Annotated in this window: 26 protein-coding genes; 17 read left to right on the top strand and 9 right to left on the bottom strand. The window is 55.9% G+C overall.

Annotated features, from left to right (window positions below):
• The first annotated feature begins 26 nt into the window (after window positions 1-26).
• The 6 genes from ACO6TI_RS25900 (at window position 27) to ACO6TI_RS25875 (ending at window position 5,835) form a co-directional block, all read left to right on the top strand.
• Window positions 27-1,181, top strand: coding sequence for an ABC transporter substrate-binding protein (locus ACO6TI_RS25900; protein WP_055116772.1), 1,155 nt, complete (start codon window positions 27-29; stop codon window positions 1,179-1,181).
• Window positions 1,182-1,229: 48 nt separating this feature from the next.
• The gene (locus ACO6TI_RS25895; protein WP_104704063.1) at window positions 1,230-1,934 is read left to right on the top strand and encodes an ABC transporter ATP-binding protein; all 705 of its coding nucleotides are present in this window, start codon (window positions 1,230-1,232) and stop codon (window positions 1,932-1,934) included.
• 1 nt (window position 1,935) lies between these two features.
• Window positions 1,936-2,832, top strand: a complete 897-nt coding sequence (locus ACO6TI_RS25890; RefSeq protein ID WP_055116768.1) for a branched-chain amino acid ABC transporter permease — start codon at window positions 1,936-1,938, stop codon at window positions 2,830-2,832.
• A complete protein-coding gene (locus ACO6TI_RS25885; protein WP_209003726.1) occupies window positions 2,829-3,860 on the top strand; it encodes a branched-chain amino acid ABC transporter permease in 1,032 nt (343 codons plus the stop codon). The genes ACO6TI_RS25890 and ACO6TI_RS25885 overlap by 4 nt, the downstream gene beginning before the upstream one ends.
• Before the next feature lie 9 nt (window positions 3,861-3,869).
• Complete coding sequence (locus ACO6TI_RS25880) at window positions 3,870-4,808, top strand: acetamidase/formamidase family protein (protein WP_108873753.1); 939 nt, start codon at window positions 3,870-3,872, stop codon at window positions 4,806-4,808.
• Between the two features lie 268 nt (window positions 4,809-5,076).
• Window positions 5,077-5,835 (top strand): hypothetical protein, encoded by a 759-nt coding sequence (locus tag ACO6TI_RS25875; RefSeq protein ID WP_104704061.1) that lies wholly within the window; start codon window positions 5,077-5,079, stop codon window positions 5,833-5,835.
• Between the two features lie 395 nt (window positions 5,836-6,230).
• Here the strand turns inward: ACO6TI_RS25875 and ACO6TI_RS25870 are convergent, their stop codons facing one another.
• Together ACO6TI_RS25870 and ACO6TI_RS25865 are read right to left on the bottom strand one after the other, a co-directional pair.
• Complete coding sequence (locus ACO6TI_RS25870) at window positions 6,231-6,494, bottom strand: hypothetical protein (RefSeq protein ID WP_029063193.1); 264 nt, start codon at window positions 6,492-6,494, stop codon at window positions 6,231-6,233.
• Window positions 6,495-6,515: 21 nt separating this feature from the next.
• The gene (locus ACO6TI_RS25865) at window positions 6,516-6,902 is read right to left on the bottom strand and encodes a helix-turn-helix domain-containing protein (protein WP_104704060.1); all 387 of its coding nucleotides are present in this window, start codon (window positions 6,900-6,902) and stop codon (window positions 6,516-6,518) included.
• A 437-nt stretch (window positions 6,903-7,339) separates the two neighbouring features.
• Between ACO6TI_RS25865 and ACO6TI_RS25860 the strand changes: the two genes are divergently transcribed.
• On the top strand, window positions 7,340-8,995 hold the full coding sequence (locus ACO6TI_RS25860) for a hypothetical protein (RefSeq protein WP_159100707.1): 1,656 nt from the start codon (window positions 7,340-7,342) through the stop codon (window positions 8,993-8,995).
• Between the two features lie 78 nt (window positions 8,996-9,073).
• Here ACO6TI_RS25860 and ACO6TI_RS25855 read toward each other — a convergent pair whose 3' ends face one another.
• The 4 genes from ACO6TI_RS25855 to ACO6TI_RS25840 form a co-directional block, all read right to left on the bottom strand.
• Entirely contained in the window at window positions 9,074-10,762 is a 1,689-nt protein-coding gene (locus ACO6TI_RS25855) for an aspartate:alanine exchanger family transporter (RefSeq protein WP_196877027.1), read from the bottom strand.
• A gap of 226 nt (window positions 10,763-10,988) precedes the next feature.
• Window positions 10,989-12,047 (bottom strand): MBL fold metallo-hydrolase, encoded by a 1,059-nt coding sequence (locus tag ACO6TI_RS25850; RefSeq protein WP_196917233.1) that lies wholly within the window; start codon window positions 12,045-12,047, stop codon window positions 10,989-10,991.
• A gap of 119 nt (window positions 12,048-12,166) precedes the next feature.
• The gene (locus ACO6TI_RS25845) at window positions 12,167-13,444 is read right to left on the bottom strand and encodes a malonyl-CoA decarboxylase domain-containing protein (protein WP_422383649.1); all 1,278 of its coding nucleotides are present in this window, start codon (window positions 13,442-13,444) and stop codon (window positions 12,167-12,169) included.
• A gap of 186 nt (window positions 13,445-13,630) precedes the next feature.
• Window positions 13,631-14,017 carry a YciI family protein gene (locus ACO6TI_RS25840; protein ID WP_422383648.1) on the bottom strand — a complete coding sequence of 129 codons (387 nt, stop codon included), beginning with the start codon at window positions 14,015-14,017 and terminating at the stop codon, window positions 13,631-13,633.
• A gap of 102 nt (window positions 14,018-14,119) precedes the next feature.
• On the opposite strand from ACO6TI_RS25840, the gene ACO6TI_RS25835 reads away from it, so the two are divergent.
• From ACO6TI_RS25835 to ACO6TI_RS25805, 7 genes are read left to right on the top strand one after another with little or no spacing between them, the layout of a single operon-like run.
• On the top strand, window positions 14,120-15,001 hold the full coding sequence (locus ACO6TI_RS25835; protein ID WP_055116747.1) for a fumarylacetoacetate hydrolase family protein: 882 nt from the start codon (window positions 14,120-14,122) through the stop codon (window positions 14,999-15,001).
• Entirely contained in the window at window positions 14,998-15,678 is a 681-nt protein-coding gene (locus ACO6TI_RS25830; protein ID WP_104704056.1) for a malonic semialdehyde reductase, read from the top strand. Before ACO6TI_RS25835 ends, ACO6TI_RS25830 begins: the two co-directional genes overlap by 4 nt.
• A 10-nt stretch (window positions 15,679-15,688) precedes the next feature.
• Complete coding sequence (locus ACO6TI_RS25825) at window positions 15,689-16,144, top strand: OsmC family protein (RefSeq protein ID WP_422383647.1); 456 nt, start codon at window positions 15,689-15,691, stop codon at window positions 16,142-16,144.
• Window positions 16,145-16,174: 30 nt separating this feature from the next.
• A complete protein-coding gene (locus ACO6TI_RS25820; RefSeq protein WP_055116745.1) occupies window positions 16,175-17,260 on the top strand; it encodes a C4-dicarboxylate TRAP transporter substrate-binding protein in 1,086 nt (361 codons plus the stop codon).
• A 28-nt stretch (window positions 17,261-17,288) separates the two neighbouring features.
• The gene (locus ACO6TI_RS25815; protein ID WP_055116744.1) at window positions 17,289-17,849 is read left to right on the top strand and encodes a TRAP transporter small permease subunit; all 561 of its coding nucleotides are present in this window, start codon (window positions 17,289-17,291) and stop codon (window positions 17,847-17,849) included.
• Window positions 17,846-19,153 (top strand): TRAP transporter large permease, encoded by a 1,308-nt coding sequence (locus ACO6TI_RS25810; protein WP_055116743.1) that lies wholly within the window; start codon window positions 17,846-17,848, stop codon window positions 19,151-19,153. Before ACO6TI_RS25815 ends, ACO6TI_RS25810 begins: the two co-directional genes overlap by 4 nt.
• A gap of 10 nt (window positions 19,154-19,163) precedes the next feature.
• Entirely contained in the window at window positions 19,164-20,039 is an 876-nt protein-coding gene (locus tag ACO6TI_RS25805; RefSeq protein ID WP_422383646.1) for a dioxygenase, read from the top strand.
• Between the two features lie 149 nt (window positions 20,040-20,188).
• On the opposite strand, the gene ACO6TI_RS25800 is transcribed toward ACO6TI_RS25805, so the two are convergent.
• Window positions 20,189-21,037, bottom strand: a complete 849-nt coding sequence (locus ACO6TI_RS25800) for a LysR family transcriptional regulator (RefSeq protein WP_368681474.1) — start codon at window positions 21,035-21,037, stop codon at window positions 20,189-20,191.
• Between ACO6TI_RS25800 and ACO6TI_RS25795 the strand changes: the two genes are divergently transcribed.
• Window positions 20,933-22,072 (top strand): NAD(P)-dependent oxidoreductase, encoded by a 1,140-nt coding sequence (locus ACO6TI_RS25795; protein ID WP_281929540.1) that lies wholly within the window; start codon window positions 20,933-20,935, stop codon window positions 22,070-22,072. The genes ACO6TI_RS25800 and ACO6TI_RS25795 overlap by 105 nt on opposite strands.
• A gap of 191 nt (window positions 22,073-22,263) precedes the next feature.
• Here ACO6TI_RS25795 and ACO6TI_RS25790 read toward each other — a convergent pair whose 3' ends face one another.
• Window positions 22,264-22,944 carry a GntR family transcriptional regulator gene (locus tag ACO6TI_RS25790; protein WP_196877023.1) on the bottom strand — a complete coding sequence of 227 codons (681 nt, stop codon included), beginning with the start codon at window positions 22,942-22,944 and terminating at the stop codon, window positions 22,264-22,266.
• A 251-nt stretch (window positions 22,945-23,195) separates the two neighbouring features.
• Here ACO6TI_RS25790 and ACO6TI_RS25785 point away from each other — a divergent pair, with 251 nt between their 5' ends.
• Entirely contained in the window at window positions 23,196-24,308 is a 1,113-nt protein-coding gene (locus ACO6TI_RS25785) for a mannitol dehydrogenase family protein (RefSeq protein ID WP_422383645.1), read from the top strand.
• A 55-nt stretch (window positions 24,309-24,363) separates the two neighbouring features.
• Here ACO6TI_RS25785 and ACO6TI_RS25780 read toward each other — a convergent pair whose 3' ends face one another.
• The gene (locus ACO6TI_RS25780) at window positions 24,364-25,203 is read right to left on the bottom strand and encodes a GntR family transcriptional regulator (protein WP_409855624.1); all 840 of its coding nucleotides are present in this window, start codon (window positions 25,201-25,203) and stop codon (window positions 24,364-24,366) included.
• A gap of 199 nt (window positions 25,204-25,402) precedes the next feature.
• Between ACO6TI_RS25780 and ACO6TI_RS25775 the strand changes: the two genes are divergently transcribed.
• A complete protein-coding gene (locus ACO6TI_RS25775; RefSeq protein WP_104704051.1) occupies window positions 25,403-26,425 on the top strand; it encodes an ABC transporter permease in 1,023 nt (340 codons plus the stop codon).
• Window positions 26,426-26,454: the final 29 nt, after the last annotated feature.

Genomic DNA, 26,454 nt, shown 5'->3' with positions numbered 1-26,454 from the left:
GGCGGCGCAATAACAGGAGAGGGACAGTGAAAAAAATCGGACTTACTCTCGCCGGGCTCGCCTTTGCGGCCGCGCCGGCATTCGCCGCCGACACGGTCAAGATAGGCCTGGCAGTACCAATGACCGGCGACTACGCGCCTTATTCGGAATTCCAGGGTGCGCGTTGCATGGCGGAGAAAATCAATGCGGAGGGCGGCATCAATGGCATGCCGATCGAACTGTTCGTCCAGGACACAGGTTCGGACACGCAGACCGCCATTTCTCTCGCCCAGAAGTTTCTGGACGATGGTGTCGTCATGCTCGGAACGATCCCGTTTTCAGACACGATGATCCCGGTCGCGCAGGTCGCGGCCGGATATGGTGTGTCGATCTTCCAGCCCCAGTCCACGCAGGTGGAAATGCATGCCGGCATAGTGGACAACTTCTTTACCGGCGTTTCACCTGATCCGTTTACCGCCACGGCGGCCGCCAATCACGCCCTGAAACAGGGTGTGAAGAACGTTGTCCTGTTCACATCGGATGAAGGCGGATCATGGTCCGCGCGCACACCGCTCTGGTTCGGCGAAGTGATCGAGGAGAACGGCGGCAAGGTTCTTGCCAAGCTGAATTTCAGCTTCGGAACGTCTGACTGGTCGCCGCAGATCGCGGAAATCAAGGCACTCGATCCTCAACCGGATGCTGTCTACATCTCGTCGATCATGCCGGATGTCGGAGTTCTTGTCCGCCAGCTGCGCAGTGCGGGTATCGATGCCTGGGTGGTCGGGTCCGACGGATTTGATGATCCGTCTTTGGATGCGATCGGCTCCGACGACCCGAGTCTTCTTGACAAGGTTTTCTTTGCAACGCTGGCGCCTTCTCAAGAGGACAGCGCGGTCGTGAATTTCATGAAGGAATGCAAGGAAATGGGCCATGAAGTGAACGGCCTCTTCCCGGCAACGGGTGCGGACACAATCATGGCGGTCAAATTCGGTGTCGAGACCGCGGGCAGCACCGATCCGGCAGCGGTCGCCGATGCAATCCGTTCCGCCGACAGCCTGCCGGTTCTGACCGTCGACTCGATCTCGTTCAAGGATACGAAGACCTATGCTCAGCGCACCATTCCGGTGATCGGCTACAAGGATGGAAAGCGCGTTCTTGTGACCAATGAAATTCCCGCCAATGTTCCGACCGACTGGAACTGATAACTCCGGCGCGGCCCTTTCAACGGGCCGCGCCGCAGGACCTATCTGATGCTCACCATCCAGGATCTACACGTCTTTCATGGTCCGATTGAAGCGGTCCATGGCATTTCCCTTGAAGTTGAAAAGGGCAAGTGCATCTCGCTTCTGGGACCGAACGGTGCCGGAAAGACATCGACTATCTCGGCGATTACCGGGATCGCCCGCTCGACCGGCCTCATTCGTTTCGAGGGACGGGATCTTTCACGCGAAAGCGTGGAAGCCCGCATAGCCGCCGGAATTGCCGTTTCTCCGGAGGGGCGGCGCATCTTTTCCAATCTCACTGTTCTGGAAAATCTCACGCTCGGTGCAGCCCTGCAGAAGGATGCAGCGGAGAAGGCAAAAGATACCGACCACTGGTTTTCTCTGTTTCCGATCCTTGCAGAGCGCCGGGACCAGTCCGCCGGAACACTGTCCGGCGGTGAGCAGCAAATGCTTGCGATCGCGCGTGCCCTTATGGCACGCCCGAAGATACTATTGCTGGATGAACCGAGCCTGGGTCTGGCGCCCAAGATTGTGCGGCAGATATTCGATCTGATCGCCGACCTGAAAGCCCGGGGCATGACGATCCTTTTGGTCGAACAGAATGCGACGCAGGCGCTCAAGCTTGCGGATTACGCCTATCTCATGAGTTCCGGCCGGATCGTCGCACACGGAACGGCCGATGACCTGGGCAAGAGCGACAAGCTGATGGCAGAGCTGACGGGGGTTGCCTGAAATGGAATACATAGTCCAGCAGGTATTGAATGCGCTCAGTTTCGGCGCGGAATATGCGCTTCTTGCGCTTGGCCTTGCCATCGTGTTCTCGATCATGGGACTGGTGAATTTCGCTCATGGCGAGATCATCGCAGTCGGCGGATACACGATGGTCGCCTTTGCCTCGCTTGCCATCGGCAATCCGATGATTGTCATGGCCGGGGCCGTGCTGGCGGCGATGCTGGCTTCGTTGACGCTGGAAAGAGTTGCTTTCCGACCTGTGCGAAAGGCGGATCCGACAACGGGCCTTTTGACTGCCTTCGGGGTTTCCATCGTGCTGCAAAACCTCTTTTTGCTGTTCGTGTCGCCCCGGCCGATAGCTGTGACATCTCTGTATTTTCTCGACTGGTCGATCGAGATCGCGGGTATCCGCCTGGCGTCGCTTCAGGTCTTCGAAACTCTGACGACCATCATCGTCATTATTGCCCTGATGCTGTTTTTGAGACGAACGGTGCTTGGGCTCGCGGTGCGTGCGGCATCGCTCGATTTCGAAATGGTGCGGCTGACGGGTATCCGGGCCAACAGGGTCTTCGCCATTGCCTTCCTGATTTCCGGCCTGCTGGCGGGTCTTGCCTGTATCTTCATTATGGCGCGGCGCGGCAGCGTCGATCCGCATCTGGGTTTTGAACCGGTCCTGAAGGCCTTCGTCGCCTGTGTTGTGGGCGGATTTGGCAGTCTTCCCGGAGCTGTTCTCGGTGGTTTCCTTCTTGGAGCTGTGGAAGTTGCCATGCTTGTCATGCTGCCGCAGAGCCTTGGAGGCATGACAGATGCGTTTGTATTCATGATCGTTGCGATGATCCTGATCTGGCGACCCGACGGAATCCTGTCTCCTGCCGTTGAGAAGGGAGACAAGTTGTGATCCGGTTGAGTTCAAGTCAGAAGTCCGGACTAGTCGGCGCTGCCTTGCTCGCCCTTGTCCTTGTCGTGATCGGTTTGCTGACCACCTATTTCGGTTCGCGTTATCAGGTTCGGCTGGTTTACTCGGCCTATGTCAACCTGATCGTGGTGCTGGGGCTTCAGGTCTTCATGGGCAACGCGCGGATCACCAACCTGTCGCATAGCGCCTTCATGGGAATAGGTGCTTATGCAGCCGCGCTCTGCGTTACGCCGGAAAACATCAAGAAGATCTCGCTGCCCGATGCTCCCTGGGGCCTGGCGCAGTTTTCGCTCGACCCGGTGCTGTCCGCGCTGATTGCCGTCGTGATCACGGCTGTGCTTGCCTTTCTGCTTGGCATGCTGATTGTCCGGCTCACCAGCATCGGCGCGACAATCGTCACGCTGGCTATTCTCGTTATCATTCACGCCATCTTTCTTTATCGAACCGATATCTTCAAAGGTAACCAGGCATTCTTCGGCATTCCGCAGGTTTTCGATCTGACCTCGGTGATTGCGATAGCGATCCTGGTGGTGATTGTCTGCCGACTGTTCAGGGAGAGCCGTTGGGGCATTCAGCTCAGGGCGAGTGCGGACGATGAGGTCGGCGCTGCCGCAATGGGTGTCCAGATCTACAGACTTCGCCTGATCGCCTGGGTGCTGGGGGCCGTTATCCTGGCCGTCGCGGGGATCTGTTACGCCTACTTTCTCGGGACAATTTCGGCCCGGCCCTTCTACTTCAACCACGTTTTCCTGACCCTTGCGATGCTGATCCTGGGGGGGATGCGAACCGTCACCGGCGCCGTCCTCGGCACCTTCCTGATTTCCTTCGGGCTTGAAGGGGTCCGATATCTGGAAACGGGGCCTGTATTTCTGGGCATTGATCTGCCGGAAGCGCTCGGACTATCGGGTATCGCGCTGGGAGCCGTGATTGTCTTGACTATGGCGCTCCGTCCGACTGGTATCATGGGAAACCGGGAAATCGAGACGCTGTTCGTCCGGCAAAGACACTAGGAGAAAGACGTGGCTTGCAATCACACGATCCACAAACATGCGCATCATTTCGGCTGGGACAATTCGATCGAGCCGATCCTGACCGTTACGCCAGGCGAAACAATTGAAGTCGAGACGATTGACAGTTCCGGGGGGCAGTTCAACCAAACTTCGACAGTGGCGGACCTGGGCAATCTGAGTTTCGACAAGGTCAATCCGGTCACCGGTCCGATCTATGTAGAAGGTGCCGAACCGGGGGATGCCGTCGCAATCACCTTTCTGGACTTCAAGCCGTCCGGCTGGGGCTGGACCGCGAATATTCCCGGGTTCGGGTTGCTGACGGACCAGTTTCCCGATCCGGCGCTGCATATCTGGAAATATGACGCGGTTGCGATGAAACCCGCACTCTATGGACCAGGTGGCGCGGTTCCGTTGAAGCCCTTTGTCGGCACGATCGGCCTCGCAGTTGCTGAACCTGGTCTTCATTCAGTTGTTCCACCCAGGCGCGTCGGCGGCAATCTCGACATTCGCGACAACACGGTCGGGACAACGCTTTATCTGCCTGTCGAGGTCGCGGGGGGGCTTCTGTCGCTCGGGGACACCCATGCCGCGCAGGGAGACGGCGAGATTTGCGGCACGGCGATCGAAAGCCCCATGGATGTTGCGATCAAGGTGGATCTCCTCAAGGGCGCGAATTTCGCTTTTCCGAGATTTGAGACGGATGGCCCGGTAACCAGGCATTTCGACACGATGGGATACCAAGTCACGACCGGTATTGGCGAGGACCTGATGCAGGCAGCCCGCGACGCGGTTTCGGGCATGGTCGACTGGGTCTCGTCCAGAACCGGAATGAGCGCGCTCGACGCTTATATGCTGTGCTCTGTCTGCGGAGACCTGCGGATTTCGGAAATCGTCGACATGCCCAATTGGACGGTGTCGTTCTATTTTCCGAAGAATGTTCTGGGGTAGTGCCGCGAGCAGATACAGGTCAGAAAGTTGATCCACAAGGTTTGAAAATGTGGTGAGAAGGCAAAAATTCGGTTTGTCGAAACTTTCTGTATGTGCGTCAGGGCAAAAAAATCCTGTTTAACGTCGTGCCGTCTGCGTCAATTCCAGGCCCGACTCTGATACCATCCTTCAGCGCTGCTGCAACCTATGCGATTGTGGTGGTTGTTGAGCAATGCGCAACATGACATTGCGGGTGGCGTAATCGGGCGCCGGTCAGGCTGGATGGTCTATGCAGAGACTGGATTTTGAGTTGGACAAGGCGCAGGTCAAGCGCGCTTGGGGCGTGATTGATCGTGAGTTCCAGAATCTCGGTCTGGTACTGCGCCGCGGGTCCGACTTCGACGTCGTCGAGGCGATGGCTGCCTCCAGCGGTTTTCCGCCGCTCGAAGGGCATTTCACACCGACGCTCAATACCTATACGCCTTCCCAGGCCTTCTGGCTTGCTCTTACCGATCAGGATGGACGGTTGGTCGGGCGGGTCTGTGCCCGGTTCGACAAAATGGAATATCCCATGACGCTCACGGATTTCTGGCGCAAGTATTTCCATCGCTGCTATCCGAATGCCGTGGGCGGCAAGGTTGAGCTGGCTGCAGAACAGCCGCGTGTCGGTCGGCGGATAACCGGCGACGTTGTCTATCTGGGGGGGACGTATGTTGCCCGCGATTGGCGCAGACACAAGCTGGGTGGTCTATTGAACCAACTCGCCCAGATCGAGGCTCTTCACGACTGGGGAGCCGGTTTCTACTATGGATGGATTCAGGGCCACACGTTTCTTGACGGGTTCTGGCGCGAATGCGGCTTCACCCGATGCGCGCACAACGCTCTGACATGGGCGGAACCATTGCCTGGTACGCTGGATGCCAATCTGGTTTTTGCGGGCAATAGTGTGGATGACGTGTGTGATCTGATAGATCGCGTTGCTCGTGGATTTCCAGTAATTCCATCAGACAGAATATTCGAACAATCCCCGAACGGGTCTCGAACCTGACAAGCAATCGCTGCAACGTCATGTCGGGAACGCCGGCACCAAGCCGATTGCCTGTCCTTTGAATATCCAGCCAGGGTTCTCCCCTGATCGCTGTCTGGTAGGCATCCGCAACACCTTTTCGATAGACGGATGGCAGAAAGCTCGTGGCCGGTTTTTGCGCCTCTGAATCCAGCGCATGCGGAAAAAACCGCCGGAAAGTGGTCTGGTTGCCGGCGAAGGTGATTTTGGGAACGTCTCCAGGCTCGGCTGACGGCAACGTCAGGAGCAGCCAGGGACTCAGCTTGGTCATTCGGCTGTCCCGGATCATGACGCCGCTGTTGTCTTTCCATGTGTTGAGCAGGAACTGCGCCCGCTCGCCGGCCAATCCGCTTTCCACATTCGAAAGGGGAAGTGGCTCAACAAAGGTATTGTTGCTCATCGATCTGTCCAAACGGCCCCGGGTTGGGCTGGAAACCACGCTGGATCGCTTCTGCAAAGATATCACCTCTTGCTTCCACGGCAAGTTCGGCACGTTCCGCATCCGTCAACAGACTGGTTTGGTCGTGGTTGAACATGTTGAAACAGTGAAAGTCCAGCAGGTACAGACAGTCATACCTGGCGGCTATTTCAAACAGTTCGAGGAACTCAAGTTGTTCCTTTGTAAAATCCTGCACACTCATGATTTTTTTACCGTTTACTGTTTATTTTTTCAATTTGACGAGGGCCTCATAGACGAAGAAAACGCTCTCCAGAATTTCGAATTGGTTCATGCGCTGGGGCTCCGGTTTGCGATTGTTCTGTTCAACCACGCTCTCCAGGGCCTTCAGGTAGAGATCCATGTCCAGACCCCTGGAAACCTGCTCGGGTTCCTGAGGTGCTTCGCCGGGAAGGGGTGCTTTTAGTTCCCGGGACAACAACAGCATGTGTTCTGCGCTGAGTGCCTGTTTTCCCTTGCGGATTCGCGAAACTGATGCGGGTGTCAGACACAGAAGACTGGCAACCTCGGTATTTTTCATGCCACTGGCTTCGATGGCGTTGTCCGCCCAGGTTGTGACATCAATGCCATTTTCACCCGCAGGTGATTCCATGTTACGCGTCCCGTAAGAAACATTAATAAATTATGAACGATAATTACGCGATATGATATAAATTGCAACTTAAGAGTCTGTCACAAACTGTTGTTTCCCGTACAATCTGGGATATTGCTTAACGCACAAATCAGGTGAGTTCGCACTCCATAAAAAAGCAAGACAGCCCGGGATTGTCAGCATGTCGGTTGACCGGTAACGGCACCCGATCTGCCAATTCCACTCCCGACCTGACCCTGTGTTGTTCTTTCGGGTTGCATGTCGGAGAAACGTCCGGTGAAATATCCTTGGAAGCAGTACGAATGAACTTCGTACCTGACCGGCTGCATTCCGCAAGCATGAGATGGCGTTTGGGAACATGTTCAGTGGCATCCACCTGCAAGGCTGCTGCGTATTGTCTCTGGAACCGACACAAGCAGATTCGACCGAGAGATTTGATGATGAATGCCGATGACAACTGGAAGCGAAACTGGGTCAATCGGGGTGTCGCTGGATATCTGGCCGTTTTTATCGTCGGTCTGCTCGTCAACCCCAGCTTCGTTCGCGCGAATGAAATTCTGGAAAATGTCCGATGGCTTTTGTCCGATCCGGAGCGGTTGCCTCTTATCGTGGAAAAGCGACGCAACGAGATTGCTGCCTTCTACAATTCCGACCAGGGTGAAGTCCTCTGGTTGAACCAGCCTCGCAGTCTTGAGCTCACCAGTCACATGGAAAACGCCGATCGTGAGGGATTGCGGCCGGAAGACTATCCGGCCGAAGTGCTTGTGAAGGCGACGGCCTCGCTAAACAGTCTTTCCTCGGCTGCGGACGTTGCGTGGGTCGAACTGCTTCATACCGGGCACTTCCTGGACTACGTGCATGACCTGCGCGCAGGTCGTGTCTCGCCGAGGGTTCTTTATCCGGATGCCTACATGCCGTTCAACTCGATCGATGCGGTTGATGCGCTGTCACGGCTGGTTGCCTCGGAAGACATGGACATATTTATCGCGGACTGGCAGCCGCAAGACGACACCTATCGACGCTTGAAAGCGCATTTGCAGCAACTTCATGAGGTCCGGAAATCCGGCGGCTTCACCTATCTGGAACCCGGGGAGGCAGTCGAGGCAGGACAGAGCGCTCCAGAAGTACCTGCACTCCGCAAACGTCTGCTGGAAGACGGCCTGATTGCGGATGCGTCAGACGACGAGTTTTTCGACAAGCGTCTCGCTTTTGCAGTCGGACAGGCGCGGCAGCGCTACGGGCTGGACGTTTCCGGGCGGGTCACACCGGAGCTGATCCGGGCACTGAACATACCGGTCGGAAGGCGCATCGAGCAGCTTACCAATGCCATGGAGCGGATCCGGTGGCTTCCAAACGAATATGCCCGCCTGCAGCTCTATATCAACAAGGGCGAAAACACCTATGTGTTTCTGGACAACGGGCGGGTCGTCCAGGAAGGCCAGGCCTATCCAAACTGTCCTGACAGGAACCATACGACGATGGCGACCACCATCGAGGCAGTGACATTCCATCCAACCTGGCAGGTGCCATGGGAATTCTTCGGCAAGGAGCTTCTGCCGCGATTGCAGCAGGATCCGGAACAGGTCGAAGCCGCAGGCTATTATCTGAAGCGCAGCGGGGCCGACGTTCCACTTGATGCGCTTCCCTGGAAACAGGCAACCATTCGGGACCTGGAACGGGCAAGCAACCGGGAGCAGTATGCGTTGTACCTGCCTGCTTCCAGCGAGAACCCGCTTGGGAAATATGCCTACAGGTTGAGGCAGGAACACCGGTTGTCGCTCTTTGACCTGGACGCTGCGCCGGAAGACGGACTTTTCTGCAATCCCTACCTGCCGAAAACGGCATTCGGGATCGTTAACGGCCTCGACATCCTGGACAAGATCATCGAACCGCGCGTTTTGCCGGTCGATGGTATCGAAGACCGGATTTCACGGCGGGACACAGTGACTTTTCCGGCTCGTGGCGGATTGATGGCAGTTGTCTCACACCAGTCGGTCTGGGTGCAGCGCCAGGGGTTGATCCGCTTCGGACATGATCCTTATCTGGAAGATGCGCGATTGACAGCAGCGCTTTCGGGCCGGCCGAAACCTTAGACATCGATCCGGCAAATCATCGGTATCGCAGTCTTGAGGCGGGACCTTGCACGGGCGGGCAGCAGCGGTTCAGAAAATTCAGAGCAGCATGATCATGGTGCCGGCAAGCGTCAGGAGCACGTTCGCCAGCGCATAGGTGCCGGCGTAACCGAGTGCAGGCACGGTGCTTTTGGCCGCCTGCTGGACAATGCCGAGGGCAGGGGTGCTGGTCATGGCTCCCGTAAGTGCTCCCAGTAGCAATGCCGGGTTCATGCCAAGGGCAAGCCGTCCGAATGCGTATCCACACAACAGAGGCAGGCACGTCACGACGACACCCGAAACAAACAGCACCGGTCCGACGGATCCTATCGCCTCTGCGATACCGCCTCCCGCATTCAGTCCGACGCCGACCATGAACAGAAGCAGACCAAGTTCCATCAGGATAAATCTGGCGGCCGCCGGCATGCGCCCGAAGGTCGGCCGATTTGCCCGCAAGAAACCGACACAAATCCCGGCAACCAGCAAACCGCCTGCGGTTCCTATTCCGACATTGATATCGCCGACCTTGACGGTGATCTGACCGAGCATCAGGCCGAAGACAATCCCGGCAGCGAACGTCAGCAGGTCCGTTTCAACGGCCTTGCGGTCTTCAGCGCCAAGTTCGGCAATCGCACGGTCGAGCGCACGTCTTTCTCCGGTCAGGATCATGACGTCACCGCGCTGGACAACCGTCCCGGGCGCAAGGGGCAGCTGAATCTGGGAGCGGGTGATCCGCGTCAGATAACAGCCGTGCCGTTCGTAGGTACCGATCTGTTCCAGCGATTTGCCGACCGACATCGGGTTGGTCACCACGACTTCGGCAACATCAACGACCGCATCGATCAGATCCCTGTCCAGAACTTCCGCTCCGAGCCCATAAAGATCTCGCGCCTTGGCGTGCTCTTCCGGTGTCGCGAAGACCGCAACCTTATCGCCGGTTTCAATCACCGTTTCGGGCTGCGGATCGATAAGCTCTGCCCCCCGTTTCAGCCTATAAAGAGACTTGTAGCTGATTTCCTTGGTGGTGCGGGCCGCCAGAGCTTCGGCAATGGTCATGCCGTTCAGGCCCGGGTCATCCAGTTCATAGGCTCGCAAGATCGGTCTTTCGATCTTTTCTTCCACGTTTTCCGCCTTGAACCCGCGCTCGTTGGCGAAGGTTTCCGCTGCTGCGGCAAGGTCTGTCCTGAGCAGGTTCGGCAGCAGCTTGACGACCAGCAGCAGACCGACCGTTCCGAAAATATATGTAATGGCATAGGCAACGCTGATGCTCTCGATCAGACTGTTTGCCGTTTCTCCTGTGGGAAGGGAGACAAGGCCCGATGAAACGGCATTCTGGGCGCCGACGAGCGTGGGGGTGCTGGTCAGGCTGCCTGCCATAAGGCCGGCGGCAAAGGAATTGGAGAGGCCGGTAAGCCACGCCAATCCAAGAACGAGCAGAAAGGAGCCGGCGGTCATGAACAGTGTCAGAACAAGATACTTCGGACCATCCTGACGCAAGACGTTCAGGATCTGCGGTCCGGCCTGCCAGCCGACGGAATAGATAAAGAGCGTGAAACCGATCGACTGGACGATAGGATCGATCGTGTAACCGTAGTGACCGAACAGCAATGCACACAGAAGCACGCCACCGGTGACACCGATTTCGAACCGGGCGATCCGAATGTTGCCGATCAGGTAACCGATGGCAATGATCGTGAAGATCACAAGCACGGAATCCTGATGGAAAATACTGGAAAAGTCGATCGTCATATCGCGGTCTTGTCAGCTGTCTTGAATAGGTGAACAGGCGGTATCAGTCCATTTTCGAAAGACCTGCAGCGGTATTTCTCAAGCCCGGGCGTCCCCATGCGAGACTGATGCGTCAAAATCATGACCTCACCGCGTCAAATCCATCCAAGTCTCCAATTGATGCAAAAACAAAGGCCGGTCCCGATGTTTACGGGCCGGCCTTTCAGTTCAGATTGTTTTTTGGGATTCAGTTCTGCTGCATTAGCGTCACCGATACCAGATCCTTTCCGACAATCGTTTCTCCTTCAAATCCGCTGTCAGCGACTGCCGAGCGGTAGTCGTCGTCCGTCAGGGCCCCCTTCGGGAGCTTGTAGGGGCCCTGACGGGGGGCACCAACCGGCGGGATCAGGTGGGTTAGCATCAATTGCTTGACGCCAGCCCGTTTAGCCAGATGACCTAGATCCGTCGCGTTGCTTTGCCGGTAGTAAATCGGAGGCGGAAAGCCTGTGCCGCCGTCCGGCCCCATGACCGGGTGAATTGTGGAATGAACGATGATGTCGGCGTCTTTTGCCAGTTTTTCCACCTGATCCGAAGTCGAGGTCTCGCGCGGAGGCTTGCGGACATCATTGCCTGCGTCGCCACCGATCACGACACTTCCGGCTGGCGTGTCGACCCTGTAGGACGCGTGACCGGCAATGTGTGTCGACCTGATCGCGCTCACCTTGACGTCACCCTTCGACCAGACTTCGCTTGCCTCGTCTTTGGGTGAAAAGTCCCTGACCTGAAGCAATTCGGCAGGTCCGCCAGGCAAACGTTTCTTGTTTTCAGCAAGGCGCTGGGCGATCTCGCCGGAGTTTATCAAGGGGTCGCCGATATGGGTGGCAAAACGTTGGCAACTCAGTGCGAAGCCGAGCGGAGACTTGGTCTCCTCGCTGCAGACAAGGTCAACTTTCGGCCCCTGAGAATTGAAGTGCCACCGCAATTGCATGATATCGGCGAGACCTTCGGAATGATCTGAATGCAAATGCGTGAGAAACACCGCATCGAGTTTGCCGACCGGCACGCCGGCTTCACTCAGGCGCTGCGTCGTGCCGCGTCCTGTATCGAACTGAAGCCGCACGTCATCACATTTGTTTTCAACCGAACCGTATTGAACAAGCGTTCCCGCACCTGCCTGTCCCTTGAATACGGGAGGTCCACCCTGGGTGCCGGTCAGCGTGACTTTGAGGCAATTTTCTGCCAGTGCTCCGCTCGCAGCGATCACACCGGCGCCGAAAAGAGCCGCTTTCAAAAGCGTTCGCGACATTCTCTCCTTCTCCAATCGATTTAAATGTTTTTCTTTTAATAATATCGATTTTTAAAAATTGTTCAATTCTTCATCGATTAAAAATCGGAAAAGTGATCACTCTGCGGCTGACAGAAATGTCAATTGGCGACCGGCTCGCTTTCGGAACGCCTGAGATCCAGCTTTTTCGCTGAGGCATCCAGACCGCGGATTTCCGAAGACGCCGTGATTTCTTTTGCGGTGGCAAAGCGCTCATGGTTTTGCGCCACCTTCGGAAGGTCATAAAGATAGTTGACCATTGCACCGGCCGACTGGGCCTGTCCCTTTGGAGACAGGTCGGCCTCTGCATGAACGGCATGGATCATTGCACCGTTGCCGAGATGAAACCGGGCAACCGGATCCAGCGGAAGTCCGTCAGGCCGCTTTGCCGACATCAGGTAATGGGCGGCAAGTGTCCTGATCTGTTTTGCATCTGCATCCTCGAAAAGGATGTCCTCCGACTTCAGCCAGTTTGTCAGCTCCGGAATGGGGGACAGGGTCACGAAGGTCTTCAGGGCAGGCAATTCGGTTGCCAGATCCGCCGCCACCTGCTTGATCAGCGAATTGCCGAAGGAAATTCCCGCCAGACCCGGCTGACAGTTTGATATTGAATAAAATGCCGCCGTTCGGGCCTCGTCTGCAGCAAGCGTTTCCCGGTCTTCCGCCAGAAGATCCTGAATGGACCCGGGGACGGCGCTCGTCAGGGCGACCTCAACGAAGATCAGGGGCTCGTCCGGCATTGTGGGGTGAAAAAACGCAAAGCACCTTCGGTCACCCGGTACAAGCCGGCGTCGCAGGTCTTCCCAGCTGGCAATTTCATGAACGGATTCATAGGCGATGATCTTTTCCAGGATATGCGCCGGGCTTTCCCAACTGATCGGGCGCAAAACGAGGAAGCCCCGGTTGAACCAGGAGAGAAACAGATGGCGGAAGTCCTGATCAAGCGCCTGGAGCCGGGGATCGCCCCTGCCAAGCCTGAGCAGATCGGCACGCATCTGTACAAGGGCTTCGGTCGCACCGGGAATCTGGTTCAAACGGCGGATCAGTTCCTGTCTGTCCGGCTCGACTGATGACATGAATGCGCGGTAGCTCTGCTTGCTCGGATCTGCTTCATAAGCTTCCAGCGCGCTGCGAACCTTGTCCGGATCGATATTCATATTGCTGGAAAGATGACGGAAAAAAGCGAGCTTTTCCTCGTCATTCATCTCCCGGTACCGCTTCAAGATATGATTGGCGGCGGACAGCCCCGAAACCTCTCCTGTTGCCCCGACAAGGGCACTTATCAGCTCTTCCATCGAGCGGGCGTCCGGTTTGTCCAGCGCTGCCGTCAGGTATCTGCGTTCAAAGATCGTCGACAGCAAGTCACCGAGAATCGTCATACGCCTCTCCAAGAACCAATAACTGCCAGACTGCTGCCAGGCACCAGAATTGGACAGTCTCAACGCAATTCCGCGGCAATCGGTTTCACCGGATGATGATTTGCCGCCTGTCCAATAGACATAGAGCAGTGTCACCGGTCACCCAATTGGCTTTAAGACGTAAAATCAGACCGATGCACCGCCAGATCAGGACAGATCGATCCTGTTTCCGGACAGGCCGACCGAAAGCGTGAAGCTGCCTTCATTGATAAGCCAGCGCCTGATCGTGAAAGTTCGCACACCCCTTTTGTGCATCGGGTCTTCCTCGGCAAAACGCCTGGCTTCCTCAAGAGAACCGGCGCGATAGACAATCATGCCTTCGCCGTTCAGGTCTTCCCCGGTGAAATCGGACACAGGGCCGGCAAATGCCAGCTTGCCTTCGTTTTCCAATCTTGCCTGATAGGCAAGATGGTCCGGCAGTGTTCCGGGCAAATCGACGTCCGGCCCGGCCGGGGTTGTGTTCACGACATAAAGCTCAAGTGCCAGAGCTCCCCGCTCCTTGGCAATGCGTTTGTAGTCAGACCATTTTGGCATGTGTCACCTCCAATTTTACCTAGAATAAAAAAATCGATATTATTTGACAATATTAAAAATAGTCGTCAAAGTAACAAAAAAATTGGAAACACCGAGGCTAGCATGCGATTCATAGTGGGAACAGGAGTGTCAGGTAAGGGTGTCTACCTCGTGGATGGCGAGTGGGCCTGGAACCTGACAGTGGTCGACAGCGCCGTCGGAACCGAATTGAGCGCGTTGATCCAGGGAGATGTCAACCTGGGGGATGTCATCGCGTCAAAGGACAAGACGGACGCTGAGCCGCTGTCATCGCTGACGCCCGGCCTTCCGGTGGATCGTCCGGGAAAGATCATTTGCCTCGGCCTGAACTACGTCGATCACATCAAGGAGGGGGGCTACGACATTCCTTCCTATCCGGCGTTGTTCATGCGCTGCACCACCTCCATGATCCCTGCGGGCGCACCGATGATCCGGCCCAGTTGTTCAGAGCAGCTGGATTACGAGGCGGAGTTGATGGTGATCATCGGCAAGGGTGGCAAGCACATACGCGAGCAGGACGCCCTCGAGCACGTATTCGGGTATACGATATTCAACGATGGTTCGGTTCGCGAATATCAGCGCAAGACGCATCAGTGGACACCCGGAAAGAACTTTGATGGAACCGGCCCGGTCGGTCCTGTTGTCGTCACCCCGGATGAATTGCCCGATGGGGCAGATGGATTGAAGATCGAATCAAGGGTCGGGCAGGAAATCCTGCAGAGTGCGACCACATCCGACATGCTGTGGAGCGTCGCCAAGACCATCGCGACAATCTCCGAATTCACGACGCTCCAGCCGGGCGACATGCTGGCGATGGGAACACCGCCGGGCGTTGGGCACGCCAAGACGCCTCAAAGATGGCTGCGGCCTGGTGAAACTGTTGAAGTGGAAATTGAAGGTATCGGCATCTGTGCCAATCCGGTCGTTGCCGAAGAGGACATCGTTGCAACGGAGGCAGCGGAATGACCATGGCCGTGTCCAAGGCTCCAACCGGTGAAACTCTGGAGAAACTGCGTGCCGAAGCACACGCCCAAATTCGGGGCTTGCGCGAACGGATAGGCAGGCTGGACAACAACGGTATCGATCTGATCCTGCGCGGTGCCAGATCCCATTACGCCTGGCAAGACAAGCCGGTGCCGCGTGAAATGCTGGAAACGATCTACGACATTACCGCTTCCGGCCCGACCAGCATGAACACCTGTCCGGCAAGGTTCTTCTTCATTGAGACGCCAGAAGCCAAGAAACGCCTGACAAAGGCTCTCAAGGACAAGAACATCGACAAGATGATGTCGGCGCCGGTGACCGTGATCATCGCCCACGATGTCGAGTTCTGGAAGGAGTTGCCCTACCTGTTTCCGCATGAGGACCGGCGACCTCACTTCGAAGGCAAGGCAGAACATTCCGAGGCGACCGCCTTTCGAAACGGGACCTTGCAGGGCGCATATTTCATGATTGCCGCGCGCGCACTCGGGCTCGATGTCGGAGCCATGTCAGGGTTTTCCAACAAGATTGTCGACGAGGAGTTCTTCTCTGGCACGACCTTGAAGTCGAATTTCCTTTGCAACCTCGGTTATGCGGATGAAACGGCGCTGTTTCACAAACTGCCCCGTTTGCCGTTCGACAAAGCCTGCAAGTTTCTGTGAGGTCTGGACCGTGGCCCTGAGAGAAAAAACAATCGTCAAGCTCCGTACACAGGGTGACGGTCTCAGTCATTCCAGAATGGACGTGACCATCCGGGATTTGACGTTTTCCATTGATGAACCGGAGGTGCGCGGTGGCACCAACATGGGTCCGGCACCCACCGAAGCAGCGCTTGCTGCGCTTGCGGGATGCACGAATGTCATCGGCAACAAATGTGCCGGCAAGCTGGGTGTCGATATCGGACATCTATCGATTGAAATAACCTGCGAGTTCGATCGCCGCGGCGTTACGCTTGAAGAAGAAATAGACGTCCCTTTCGTCGCGCTGCGACAGGTGGTGACAAGTGATGGAACCGCAACGGAAGAGGATCTTTCGCGGGTTGCGTCAAACGTCGCCAAATTCTGTCCCTTGTCCAAACTGTTTGAACAATCCGGGACCGCACTTGAAACGATCTGGCAAAAAGCCTGATCGGTCACTTTTCTTTGGGAGGAGAATGCCATGATTGGAAAACTGACAAGACGGAGTGCTCTTGCGCTGGCGCTCCTGAGCGCCACGTCACTGCCTGCGTTTGCAACCGAAACCATCAAGGCGGTGGTCATCGACGGCTATCCCGCACGGGCCTTGTGGGTTAAAGAGTTCACGAACTTCTTCATCCCCGAGGTCGACAAGCGCCTGGCGGAAACCGGCAACTATGAAATGGACTGGCAGGAAAGCTATGGCGGGTCCATCGTCAAGCCGAAGGGTGTTCTGGAAGGAATAAAGCTGGGTCTCGGTGACATCGGCATCGTTACGACCATATTCCATTCCTCGAAACTGCCGACCCAGGCGATTTCCGCAGTGACCCCTTTCATCGCGCCTGATTCCAGGGCGGTTGCCAAGGCAGTCGACGAAATCGCCAAAGAATATCCGACCATGCAGAAGGAATTCGAAAGTCAGAACCAGGTTTATCTGGCGACCGGCGTTGTGCTGGACACATATCAGGTGTTTTCGAAAGAACCGATCAGCAGCATTTCGGACCTGGAAGGCAAAAAGGTCGCGGGTGCAGGCATGAACCTGCGCTATCTTGAAGGCATTGACGGCGCTGCTGGAGTGCGTGGCGGTCTGACGGATTTCTACAACATGCTTCAGACAGGGCTTGTCGACAAAGCGATGCTGTGGCCGGAGGCGGCGAGTACATTCAAGATCGCAGAGGTCGCACCCTACATGTTGAAAGCCGACCTTGGAGCGGTCAACTCCAAGACGATCACGGTCAACAAGGACTATTGGGACAAGCTTCCCGATGAGGTCAAGGACGTGTTGCAGGAGGTTGCCGTCGAATATCGGGACCATGTTGCCGGTCTTGCCATGGATCGCGCGCAGGCCAGCCGCGACAAATACGTCGAAGCGGGTGGTACCATCGTTGAAATGGACGCAGCCGAACGTGAAGCATGGGCAGCAGCCATGCCGAACCTTGCGGTGGAATGGGCCGCTCAGCTGGACTCCAAGGGTGAACCGGGCAGCGATATGCTGAAAGCCTACATGACCAAACTACAGGATGCAGGTTATTCTCCGACCCGTGACTGGTCGGCTGAACTGTCCCAGTAGCCGGACCGTAAACAGCGGGAGCGCCAGTATGCTGCGTCCAATACTTACTGGCGTTCGCGCCTTGTCTCGACTTGCCAACGGGGTTGCGATCGGCGCCAACGCCGTTGGTACACTCATCGTGCTCGGTCTGGTACTGATCGTGAATTACGACGTCGTGGCGCGCGGCTTCTTCAATGCCCCCTTCAGAGGGGCCTATGAAGTCGTCCAGTTTTCCATGGTGCTGATCGTCTTCCTTCAGCTTCCCGACGTCGTGCGCATGAACAGGTTGACGCGTTCGGACGGTTTTCTGACCCTCCTGTCAACAACACGTCCCAGGCTGGCCGACACGATCAGGCGGACAATCAACCTCGTTTCGGCAGCTTTCATGGCGTTGGTGGCTTATGCCATTTGGCCGGAATTCGTCGAAATGTATGAAACCAAGGACTTCTTCGGGGTTCCGGGAATCTTTACCGCTCCCTGGTGGCCGATCAAACTCGCCATCTACCTCAGTGCGTTTTTGTGCACCATCCTGTTCTTCATCAAGGTCGTCAGGCCGGATCAGAAGATTGAGCCTGTCCGCCTCGACGAACATGCAGAGGAAAACTCGTGACACCCTTTGAAATCGGCATTCTATCGGTCGTTGCGATTGTCGTTCTGGTTTATCTCGGCGTCTACATTCCGATTGCGCTCGGTCTCGTTTCCTTCGTATCCATTCTGCTGATGCGGGACAATTTCGATCTGGCCGTCAACCTTCTCAAGATCGCAATCGGCGACAGCGTCATGGAGTATACCTTTGCGACGGTGCCGCTCTTTACCTTCATGGGACTGATTGTCTCCAAGGCAGGGCTGGGATCGGACATATACACCGTGATGAACTCGGGGTTCAGGAAGGTCAAAGGCGGGATCGGCATGGCAACGGTCGGTGCCAACGCCGTGTTCGCCGCAGTGACGGGGTCTTCCATCGCATCTGCCTCGGTTTTCTCGAAGGTCTCCGTGCCGCAAATGCTGGCCTTCGACTACAACCCGCGATTTGCCGTCGGTGTTGTTGCCGGATCCTCTGTCCTGGGGATGATCATTCCGCCGTCAGCGATGCTGATCATCTATTCCTTTGTTGCGGAGCAGAGCGTCGGCGACATGTTTCTGGCCGGGGTGATACCCGGCATCCTTCTGGCAATTGCCTATGTGGTCGCCATCTTTTTGATGGGACGGCTGACGCCCTCTTATGTGGGTGGCCGTTCGGCGGATGAGATGGAATGGATGTCGCCGATGGAAATCGCCGACAAGACCCTTCCAACACTGGTGCTCATTGTCGCCGTGCTTGGCGGAATTTATACCGGCTGGCTAACACCGGTCGAGGCTGGAGCCACGGGTTCCCTGCTGGGTCTGATCATTGCCGTATTCAGAAAGAAACTCACCCTGAAAACGCTCTGGCATGCTCTTCTTGAAACCGGCCACATCACAGCATCGATCCTTTTCCTGATCACTGCAGCGTCGATCTACAGCCGGATGCTGGGACTTGCAGGACTGCCCAATGAACTGGGTGACTTGCTCACCGACACCAGGCTGACCTTCTTCTGGATCATGTTCATCTATGTGTTGTTGATGATCTTCCTCGGCACGATACTGGATACCGCCTCCATCATCCTGATTGTCGTGCCGTTGTTCCTGCCGCTGGTCGAGCCCATGGGACTGTCGCTCGTCTGGTTTGGCATCGTCACGGTTGTCGGAGCCGAGATAGGGCTTCTGACACCCCCGCTCGGCATTTCCTGTTTCGTCATCAAAGCGACTTTGAACGATCCGCGCATATCGCTGAAGGATGTATTCATCGGTGCGTTTCCATTCGCGCTGGTGATGCTGGTCGTTCTGATCGCTCTCATCCGCTGGCCGTCGCTCAGCCTGGCCATCCTGAACTAAAAGGTGTTCCATGCGTCATGTCACCAAAGACAACATAACCGATGTCTTCATGGGTTACTTCGGTCCGGACACGGACCCGCGACTGAAGGAAATTCTGAAGGGCCTCGTCACGCACCTGCATGATTTTGCAAGAGAAACGAACCTGACGCACGAAGAGTGGCGCAAAGGCATCGAGTTCCTGGAATGGGCAGGCAACATATCGGACAAGGAACGGCACGAGTTTGTGCTCCTTTCCGACGTTCTGGGCCTTTCATCCCTTGTCGATATGCTTCATTCCAGTCCGCAGGGCACATCTTCCAGTGTCCTGGGGCCGTTTCACATCACCGGGTCGCCGCCGCTGGCTTTCGGGGGTGACTTGCGCAAGGACTTCAAGGAGCAGGTCCTTTTGGCGACAGGCACGATCAGGGACGAAAACGGCACCCCTGTCGAAGGGGCTGAGCTCGATATCTGGCAGACTGCACCCAACGGCCTTTATTCCAGTCAGGATCCGGGACAGGACACTTACTCGTTCCATGGCATTCAAACGACAGGAGCAGATGGCCGCTACGGTTTCACAACAGTCAAACCGGTCAGTTACACGGTTCCAGGTGACGGTCCGGTTGGAGATATTCTCAGGGCCAGCGGAAGGCATCCGTGGCGTCCATCGCACCTGCACTACATCGTGAAGGCTTCGGGCTTCAAATCACTGGTGACCGAAATCTTCCCGGACGACGATCCCTATCTCGACGAGGATACGGTGTTCGGCGTTCGAGAGGATCTGGTGATGACATATGTGGAAGAGCCAGCCGGTTCGTTTCCGGCAGAAGGATATGAACTCTCCGGAAAAGTGGAGGGGCTGTATCTTTTGGCGGATTTCGATCTAGTGCTTGTGCGGGAAGACAGCTGACATGGAACTGCTTGCGAACAGATCAGACAAGCTGGAGGATTCCGGCCTGTCCGGCCTGTCCGGGCTGCGTACGGCTGCCGTTCGCCGAAATGTGTCTGAAGGTCTGTAACGCGCACTATGCCGTTGGGCCAATGACCGTTTTGCGGTGCTCAGAGCAAATGGGCCGTCTTCCATCTGTACAGGGTTTTCTCGTATTCGGTAGTGGACTGAGAAAGCCATCGCATGAAATGCACCAAGGCCGGTCGACACGTCCCGGGGAGCGTGGCCAGATAGTAGCCGATTTCAGGAATGGGATCGTCGAACAATGCCACGAGTTTCCCAGACTTCAGTTCATCTGAAATGAATGCGGGTACCGTCGCACCAATACCGTCACCCCTACGAATGCCATCCAGCAGCATATTACCCGGTAATCGGATGACCTTTCGTTTTGCACTCGGCGAGATGCCCACTTTCTCCAGCCACAAGTCAAACTCGACCGAGGCATGCTCCTGCAGCAATGGAAAGTCCAAAAGGTCAGAGGGGTCGGAGAACGTTCGATCACCAATCAACTCCCTTGCAGCGACAACCGTCAAACAGCCTGGTAGCAAAAGCTGCGATTGAAGCCCGGGCCAATGCCCGGTTCCATAGCGGATCGCCAGATCAACACCTCCGGGCTTCAGGTCAACCGCCTCGATCGTCGACTCGATCCTTAGCTCGATATTTGGGTTATTGTCCATGTAACCAGACAGGCGGGGCATCAGGAAGGCACTGGCAAACATCGGCGTGGCGGACACCAGAATGGGTCTCATCGTTTCCGCATTTGACAGAGTTTCGGTCAAGGCGGCCATTGCGGCAAAGGCCTCAAGCACCCCTTTGGAAAGGTGTTCGCCCTGCGAGGTCAATGAGATTCCGTGTTGGGTGCGCGTGACAAGCCGGGTTCCGAGTCGCCGCTCAAGGCCGCGAATTTGTTGGCTGATTGCGGAATGCGTGACATTCAAAGCTGCTGCAGCCTTTGTCAGGTTTCGATACTCTGCGGCGGCGGCAAAAGCCCTGAGCGACGTCAGCGAGGGGAGCGTATGCCAATCCATACGTTAGATGATCTAACAACAAAGAAAAATTTACAACTAAGAAAAATCTCCGTTCCGTTGCATGCTGGGCGGTATAGCCGTTACCTGCTGATGGAGGAAAGATTGACGAAACTTGCTGTGCTGGGTCTCGGCTCAATGGGGTCTGCGCTGGCCCGATGTCTGCTGGAGGCAGGTTACGACGTCCACGTCTGGAACCGTACGCCCGGCAAGTCGGAGGCGCTGGCCAATGCAGGTGCAAAGGTCTGCACCTCGGCGGACGAAGCTGTCGGCGCTAGCAACTTTGCAATTGTCTGCATAAAGAGTCACAAGGAAACAGTGGCGTTGGTGGAAGAGTTAAGCACTTCCCTTGGGGGCAAGACCATCTGCGACATGAGCACCGGCGAAACATCCGATGCAGATGCGCTGGTTTCGATTCTTGGCGAGAGGGGCGCCGAATACATGTTGGGCATGATCAATGCCTATCCGTCCGGAGTTGGCAAAGAGGACACAACAATTCTGACGGTCGGGAACGCCGGTACATGGGAACGATACGGTGACATCATTCGAGTTTTAGGTGGAAAATCGGCCAATGTCGGCGAGCGACCATCTGCTCTTGCCGCGCTGTTTGCCGGGTTGTTCACCGTGCGCCAAGGGTTCATGTTCGGAATGATCTTTGGCGCGCTTGTCTGCCAAAAGGCAGGTATTTCCCTGCAAGTCTTTTCGGACCAGCTTCCCGCAACACTCAAATTGGTCAATGACTATCACAATCTCTTTGCCAGGACTGTTCCCGCCGAAGACTATGACAATGCAGAAGCATCAATGAAGGTCTATGCTATGGCACAAGAAGATGCCTTGAAAACCTTTGAGTCTCTGGATGCCCCGGCAGAATTCATGCAGCTTATGTACAAGCGGACTAAGGCTGCTTGGGACGAAGGTTTCGGCGACAAGCAATTGACCGCGCTGGTTCAACACATGGCGGATCAGTGATCGCGGCAACCAGACCATCAACCCAGAAAGACCATTCCGTCGCGGCTACGTAGCAGCCATCGGTCTTGTTTCGTGGACGTGGGAGAAGGGCTCGAAGCCGACCTTCTCTGCGCTTTCAATCAAAGTCCGGATTGGCGCTGTCGCACTATGTTGCTTCGAGACGCATGTGGTCCCTGTACTTCCTGTCTGACCTATTCGGCGGCTTCCGTGGAAAAGTGCTTTTCCAGGAACGCGCCTGTGTTGCGGTAATGGTCCAGCAACATCCGGCAAGCGGCGTCCGCATCCCTGTCAACCGCGGCATTCATGATATCGGTATGTTCCTTGCCGATATCGCGTTTGGAATAGTCGATTGCCCGGCCGGCCAGATAGCGGTAGCGAATATTCAAATCATAGAGCTGATTGCAGAACTTCAGGAGTACCGGTGAATGGCAGGCACTCAGAAGGTTCATGTGAAAGGTCTTGTGGAGTTCCTCGAAGCGTTCGACGTTTGTTCGGGGCTCGCGCATCATCCGGTGATGGGTGATGACAAGCTTGTCTTCCCAGGCGTGGTCAGCGTTTGAAAGGCTCTCTCGGAGCGCCATTTCTTCCAGGTGGCATCTCAGGTTCAGGATCTCGGCAAAATTGGACGGACTGATTTCAGCGGTCCGGAATCCCCGTTGATCAAGGCGTTCCACAAGCAGGTCGGAGACAAGCAACGTCAGGGCTTCGCGGATAGGGGATCCTCCCATCTCGAGGATGGAACGCAGTTTTTCGATCTTCAGCTTTTCGCCTGGTGGCAAATCACCGATCAGGATCATTCGCCGGATAGCAAGATATGCGCGCTGTGTCGCGGATGGCTCTTGCGCCGGATCCGTATGCATTTTGATAGCCATGTCTAATAATATCGATTTTCTATTATCTTTTCCAGTTTTAACTAAGATGAAGCGCTCATTGTCCGAGTCAAATTGAACATTGAATAGTCAACAGATAATTTCGTGCCGTGACGATGCCTGCAAAATGTGCGTGAGTGCACCCGACCCAGGCGAAACTTGCGACATTGGAGACTGGATTTGCGGAAAGTGTGAATTCAATTGACCAATTCAGTTTAAATTAATAAAAAACAATTTTCCAATCTGGAGGCGAGATGTCCATAACCCCGCTTGTTCAATTCGGCACAAGCCGTTTCCTTCAGGCGCATGCCGATCTCTTCGTGTCGGAGGCGCTTCAACGGGGCAACGCACTGGGACCCATAACCGTTGTCCAGAGCAGTGGTGACAGGAGCCGTTCCGGACGTCTTGCCGCGCTTGCGGCCAAGGACGGTTTCGAGATCAGGATCAAAGGAGTGGATCAGGGACGACTTGTCGACCGCGAGATCCGCGTATCCAGCGTAAGCAGGGCGCTGTCCTTGCCGCATGATCTGGAGATCGTGAGCGATATCGTGTCCGGTGAGGCTCGCATAATCCTGTCGAACACGGCGGACGCCGGTTTCAGGCCCTCCGAAGCCGACAGTCAGAGGCAATATTCGCAGGACATGTCCTATCCGGCAAAGCTGACCTGGCTGCTTTTCAGACGGTTCAGCAATCACGGCGAGCCGATCCAGATCATGCCCACCGAACTTGTCCCTCAAAACGGCGCGGTGCTGCGCGAGCTCGTCATTGGTATTGCAGAATGCTACCCGGCCGAATTCCGGCGTTGGCTGGAAACTGATGTCATCTGGGTCAACTCACTTGTCGACCGGATCGTTTCCGAACCCCTTGAGCCTGCGGGAGCTGTTGCCGAACCTTATGCGCTGTGGGCGATCGAGGATCAGCCCGGACTGGTGTTGCCATGCACACACCCAAGCGTTCGTGTGGTTGCCGATCTGGAGCAGGTTGAAACGCTCAAGCTGTTCATTCTCAACCTTGGACATACCTATCTCGTGTCCCGTTGGATGAACAATGAAGTACCGGAACACGAATTCGTTCGCGACATGCTTGGTGATCAGGCCGTCGCTGCAGATCTGGAAGACGTATATGCCCGCGAAGTCATTCCCGGGTTTCAATTACATGGGAGGGAAGCGGAGGCTGATGCCTATGTGAAAACCACCCTCGACCGGTTCAGGAACCCGTTTCTGGACCACAGGCTGTCCGATATTGCGCAAAACCATCGCGACAAAGTCAATCGCAGGATCGCATCCTTCCTTTCCTGGTCACGACAAGAAAATCCGGATTTCTCGGCACCACGCCTTGAAGCGATCGTCGAAAAGACGGCTTCGTAGCGTCTCTGTCGCGCAATGAACATGGCACCAGGTTCCTGTGACTGCTGCAAGGCTGTCACCCAAGCTTGTGGTTCTTCAGGGATGCCAGCAGCGTTTCCTTGGAACGACGAAGGTGATTGAGGGCGGCCTCCTCCGACCTGGCCCTGTCTTGCGCAAGCATGGCGTCGATCCAATCGAGGTGCTCTTCGATTGCTGCCGCGTTGCGTTCCTGTTCGTCGCGTTTGTCCCACATGTAGTGATAGTGAAAGATGAGCGAGATCAGCTTCTGCGCTTCGAGTACAAATCTGTTTTTTACAACACTGTTTATGGTCGTATGGAATTTTTCATCCAGTGTCGAAAAGTCGTGGTAGCGATCCTTCAGATCCCGCCGAAGGTCTTCATGTTCTTTCCTTATTTCCTTCAATTTGCCCCAGATCTGATGATCCTCCGGCAGCGACAAGAGGTGCCGGACGGCGTTCATTTCCAGCACAAGACGGAAATCGGACAATTCGACAGCAAACTCGGCCGTAAAACCTGAAAGGATCCAACCGCCTTTCGCCCGTCGTTCAACCAGACCGAAGCGGCTCAATCCGGACAGGAACGCCTGCAGGCTGTGGGCCGGAACACCGAATTGCCGCGACAATTGCGCAATATTGAGGGATGTTCCGGCAGGAACATCAAAACGCAAGATCCACTCCAGGAACCGCCTTTCCAGCTCTTCTCCGGTCGGCAGACTTTCAGATTGTGACAGGCGGTGCCGTTTGTCCGGCCGCTTCACAAGCGTTTTCCGTCTGCCTTCCCAGAGAATTAGATTTTCGGCATCCAGCTTGTGCAGTGCGGAGCGTACAATTGTGCGGCTCACTTCCATTCGCTCGGCCAACACGACTTCCGCCGGCAATTGTCCGCCAACTTCCATGTTGGTGCAAATGTCCAGCAACTTATTGTAAGCGCTTCGGAATCGGTCGTCAGTTCGAGCCATGCCCGTGAAATTAGCATATTCGGTTCGGATAACAATTCCCACTTTTTGTACAATTTAATAAAAAACAATTGACGAAGGAGATGAGGACTGCCAGTTTGTATTTAATAATTAAAATCATTTTCGCCCGGGAGGATGCATGGCGAATCTTGAAAGGGAGGCATTACCGTTGCCGACGGGTTTCAGGCTTTCAACCGGCTCGTTCCACAAGCTGTCGGCCTTGCTCACGCTTGTGGCGCTTGCGATCGCATTCTCGTTTGGCAACGACGCTTTCCTGACGGTCAACAACGGCCTGACGGTCCTGCTTCAGACCTCGGTAATCGGTCTGCTGGGCATCGGCATGACCCTGGTCATCATTACCGGCGGTATCGACCTCAGTGTCGGATCGGTTCTGGCACTGTCCGGAGTTGTTACAGGGCTTGCGGTGAAGGCGGGTGTCCCGACTGCCCCGGCGATGGCGCTTGGAATTGTTGCCGGTGCTGCATGCGGCCTCGTCAATGGTTTTGTCGTCACCAAAATGCGGATCACCCCTTTTGTCGCGACGCTGGGCATGATGCTGATTGCCCGTGGTGTCGCGCTCCAGCTTACCGGTGCGGCTCCGATTTCCAGGCTGGGGGAGGCCTTCGGCATCCTGGGAAACGGGTCGCTGTTCAGGATAGTCGAAAAGACGGGGGGCATCTTTCCGAAAGTCGTTTTTCCCGGAATTCCCTATCCGGCAATCCTGCTGGCAGCCGTTGCGATCGCAGCTGCCTATCTTCTGAACCGGCGCCAGATCGGCAGACATATCTATGCGACCGGCTCGAACGAGGAGGCCGCGCGGCTTTCCGGCGTGCTCGTCGATCGCACCAAGATCTTTGCCTACACGCTTTCCGGTGCCCTTGCCGGTCTGGCGGGCAACGTCCTGATGTCCAGGCTTGTAACGGTGCAGCCTAACGAAGGGGTGATGTACGAGCTCGATGCGATCGCGGCCGCCGTGATTGGTGGCGCGTCGCTCATGGGCGGCGTCGGAAACATCTCCGGCACCATGATTGGTGCGTTCATCATCGGCGTTCTGCGCAACGGGCTGAACATGGCGGGCGTTTCAGCATTCATCCAGCAAATCGTGATCGGCGTGATCGTCATTGTGGCGGTCTACATCGATCAGATCCGCAACCGGCGCTGACAAGCCGGATAGCTATCACAGCAAGTCTT

The organism is Roseibium album, from assembly GCF_965233825.1.
GTDB lineage: Bacteria > Pseudomonadota > Alphaproteobacteria > Rhizobiales > Stappiaceae > Roseibium > Roseibium album.
This window is presented reverse-complemented; position numbering and strand designations above follow the sequence as displayed.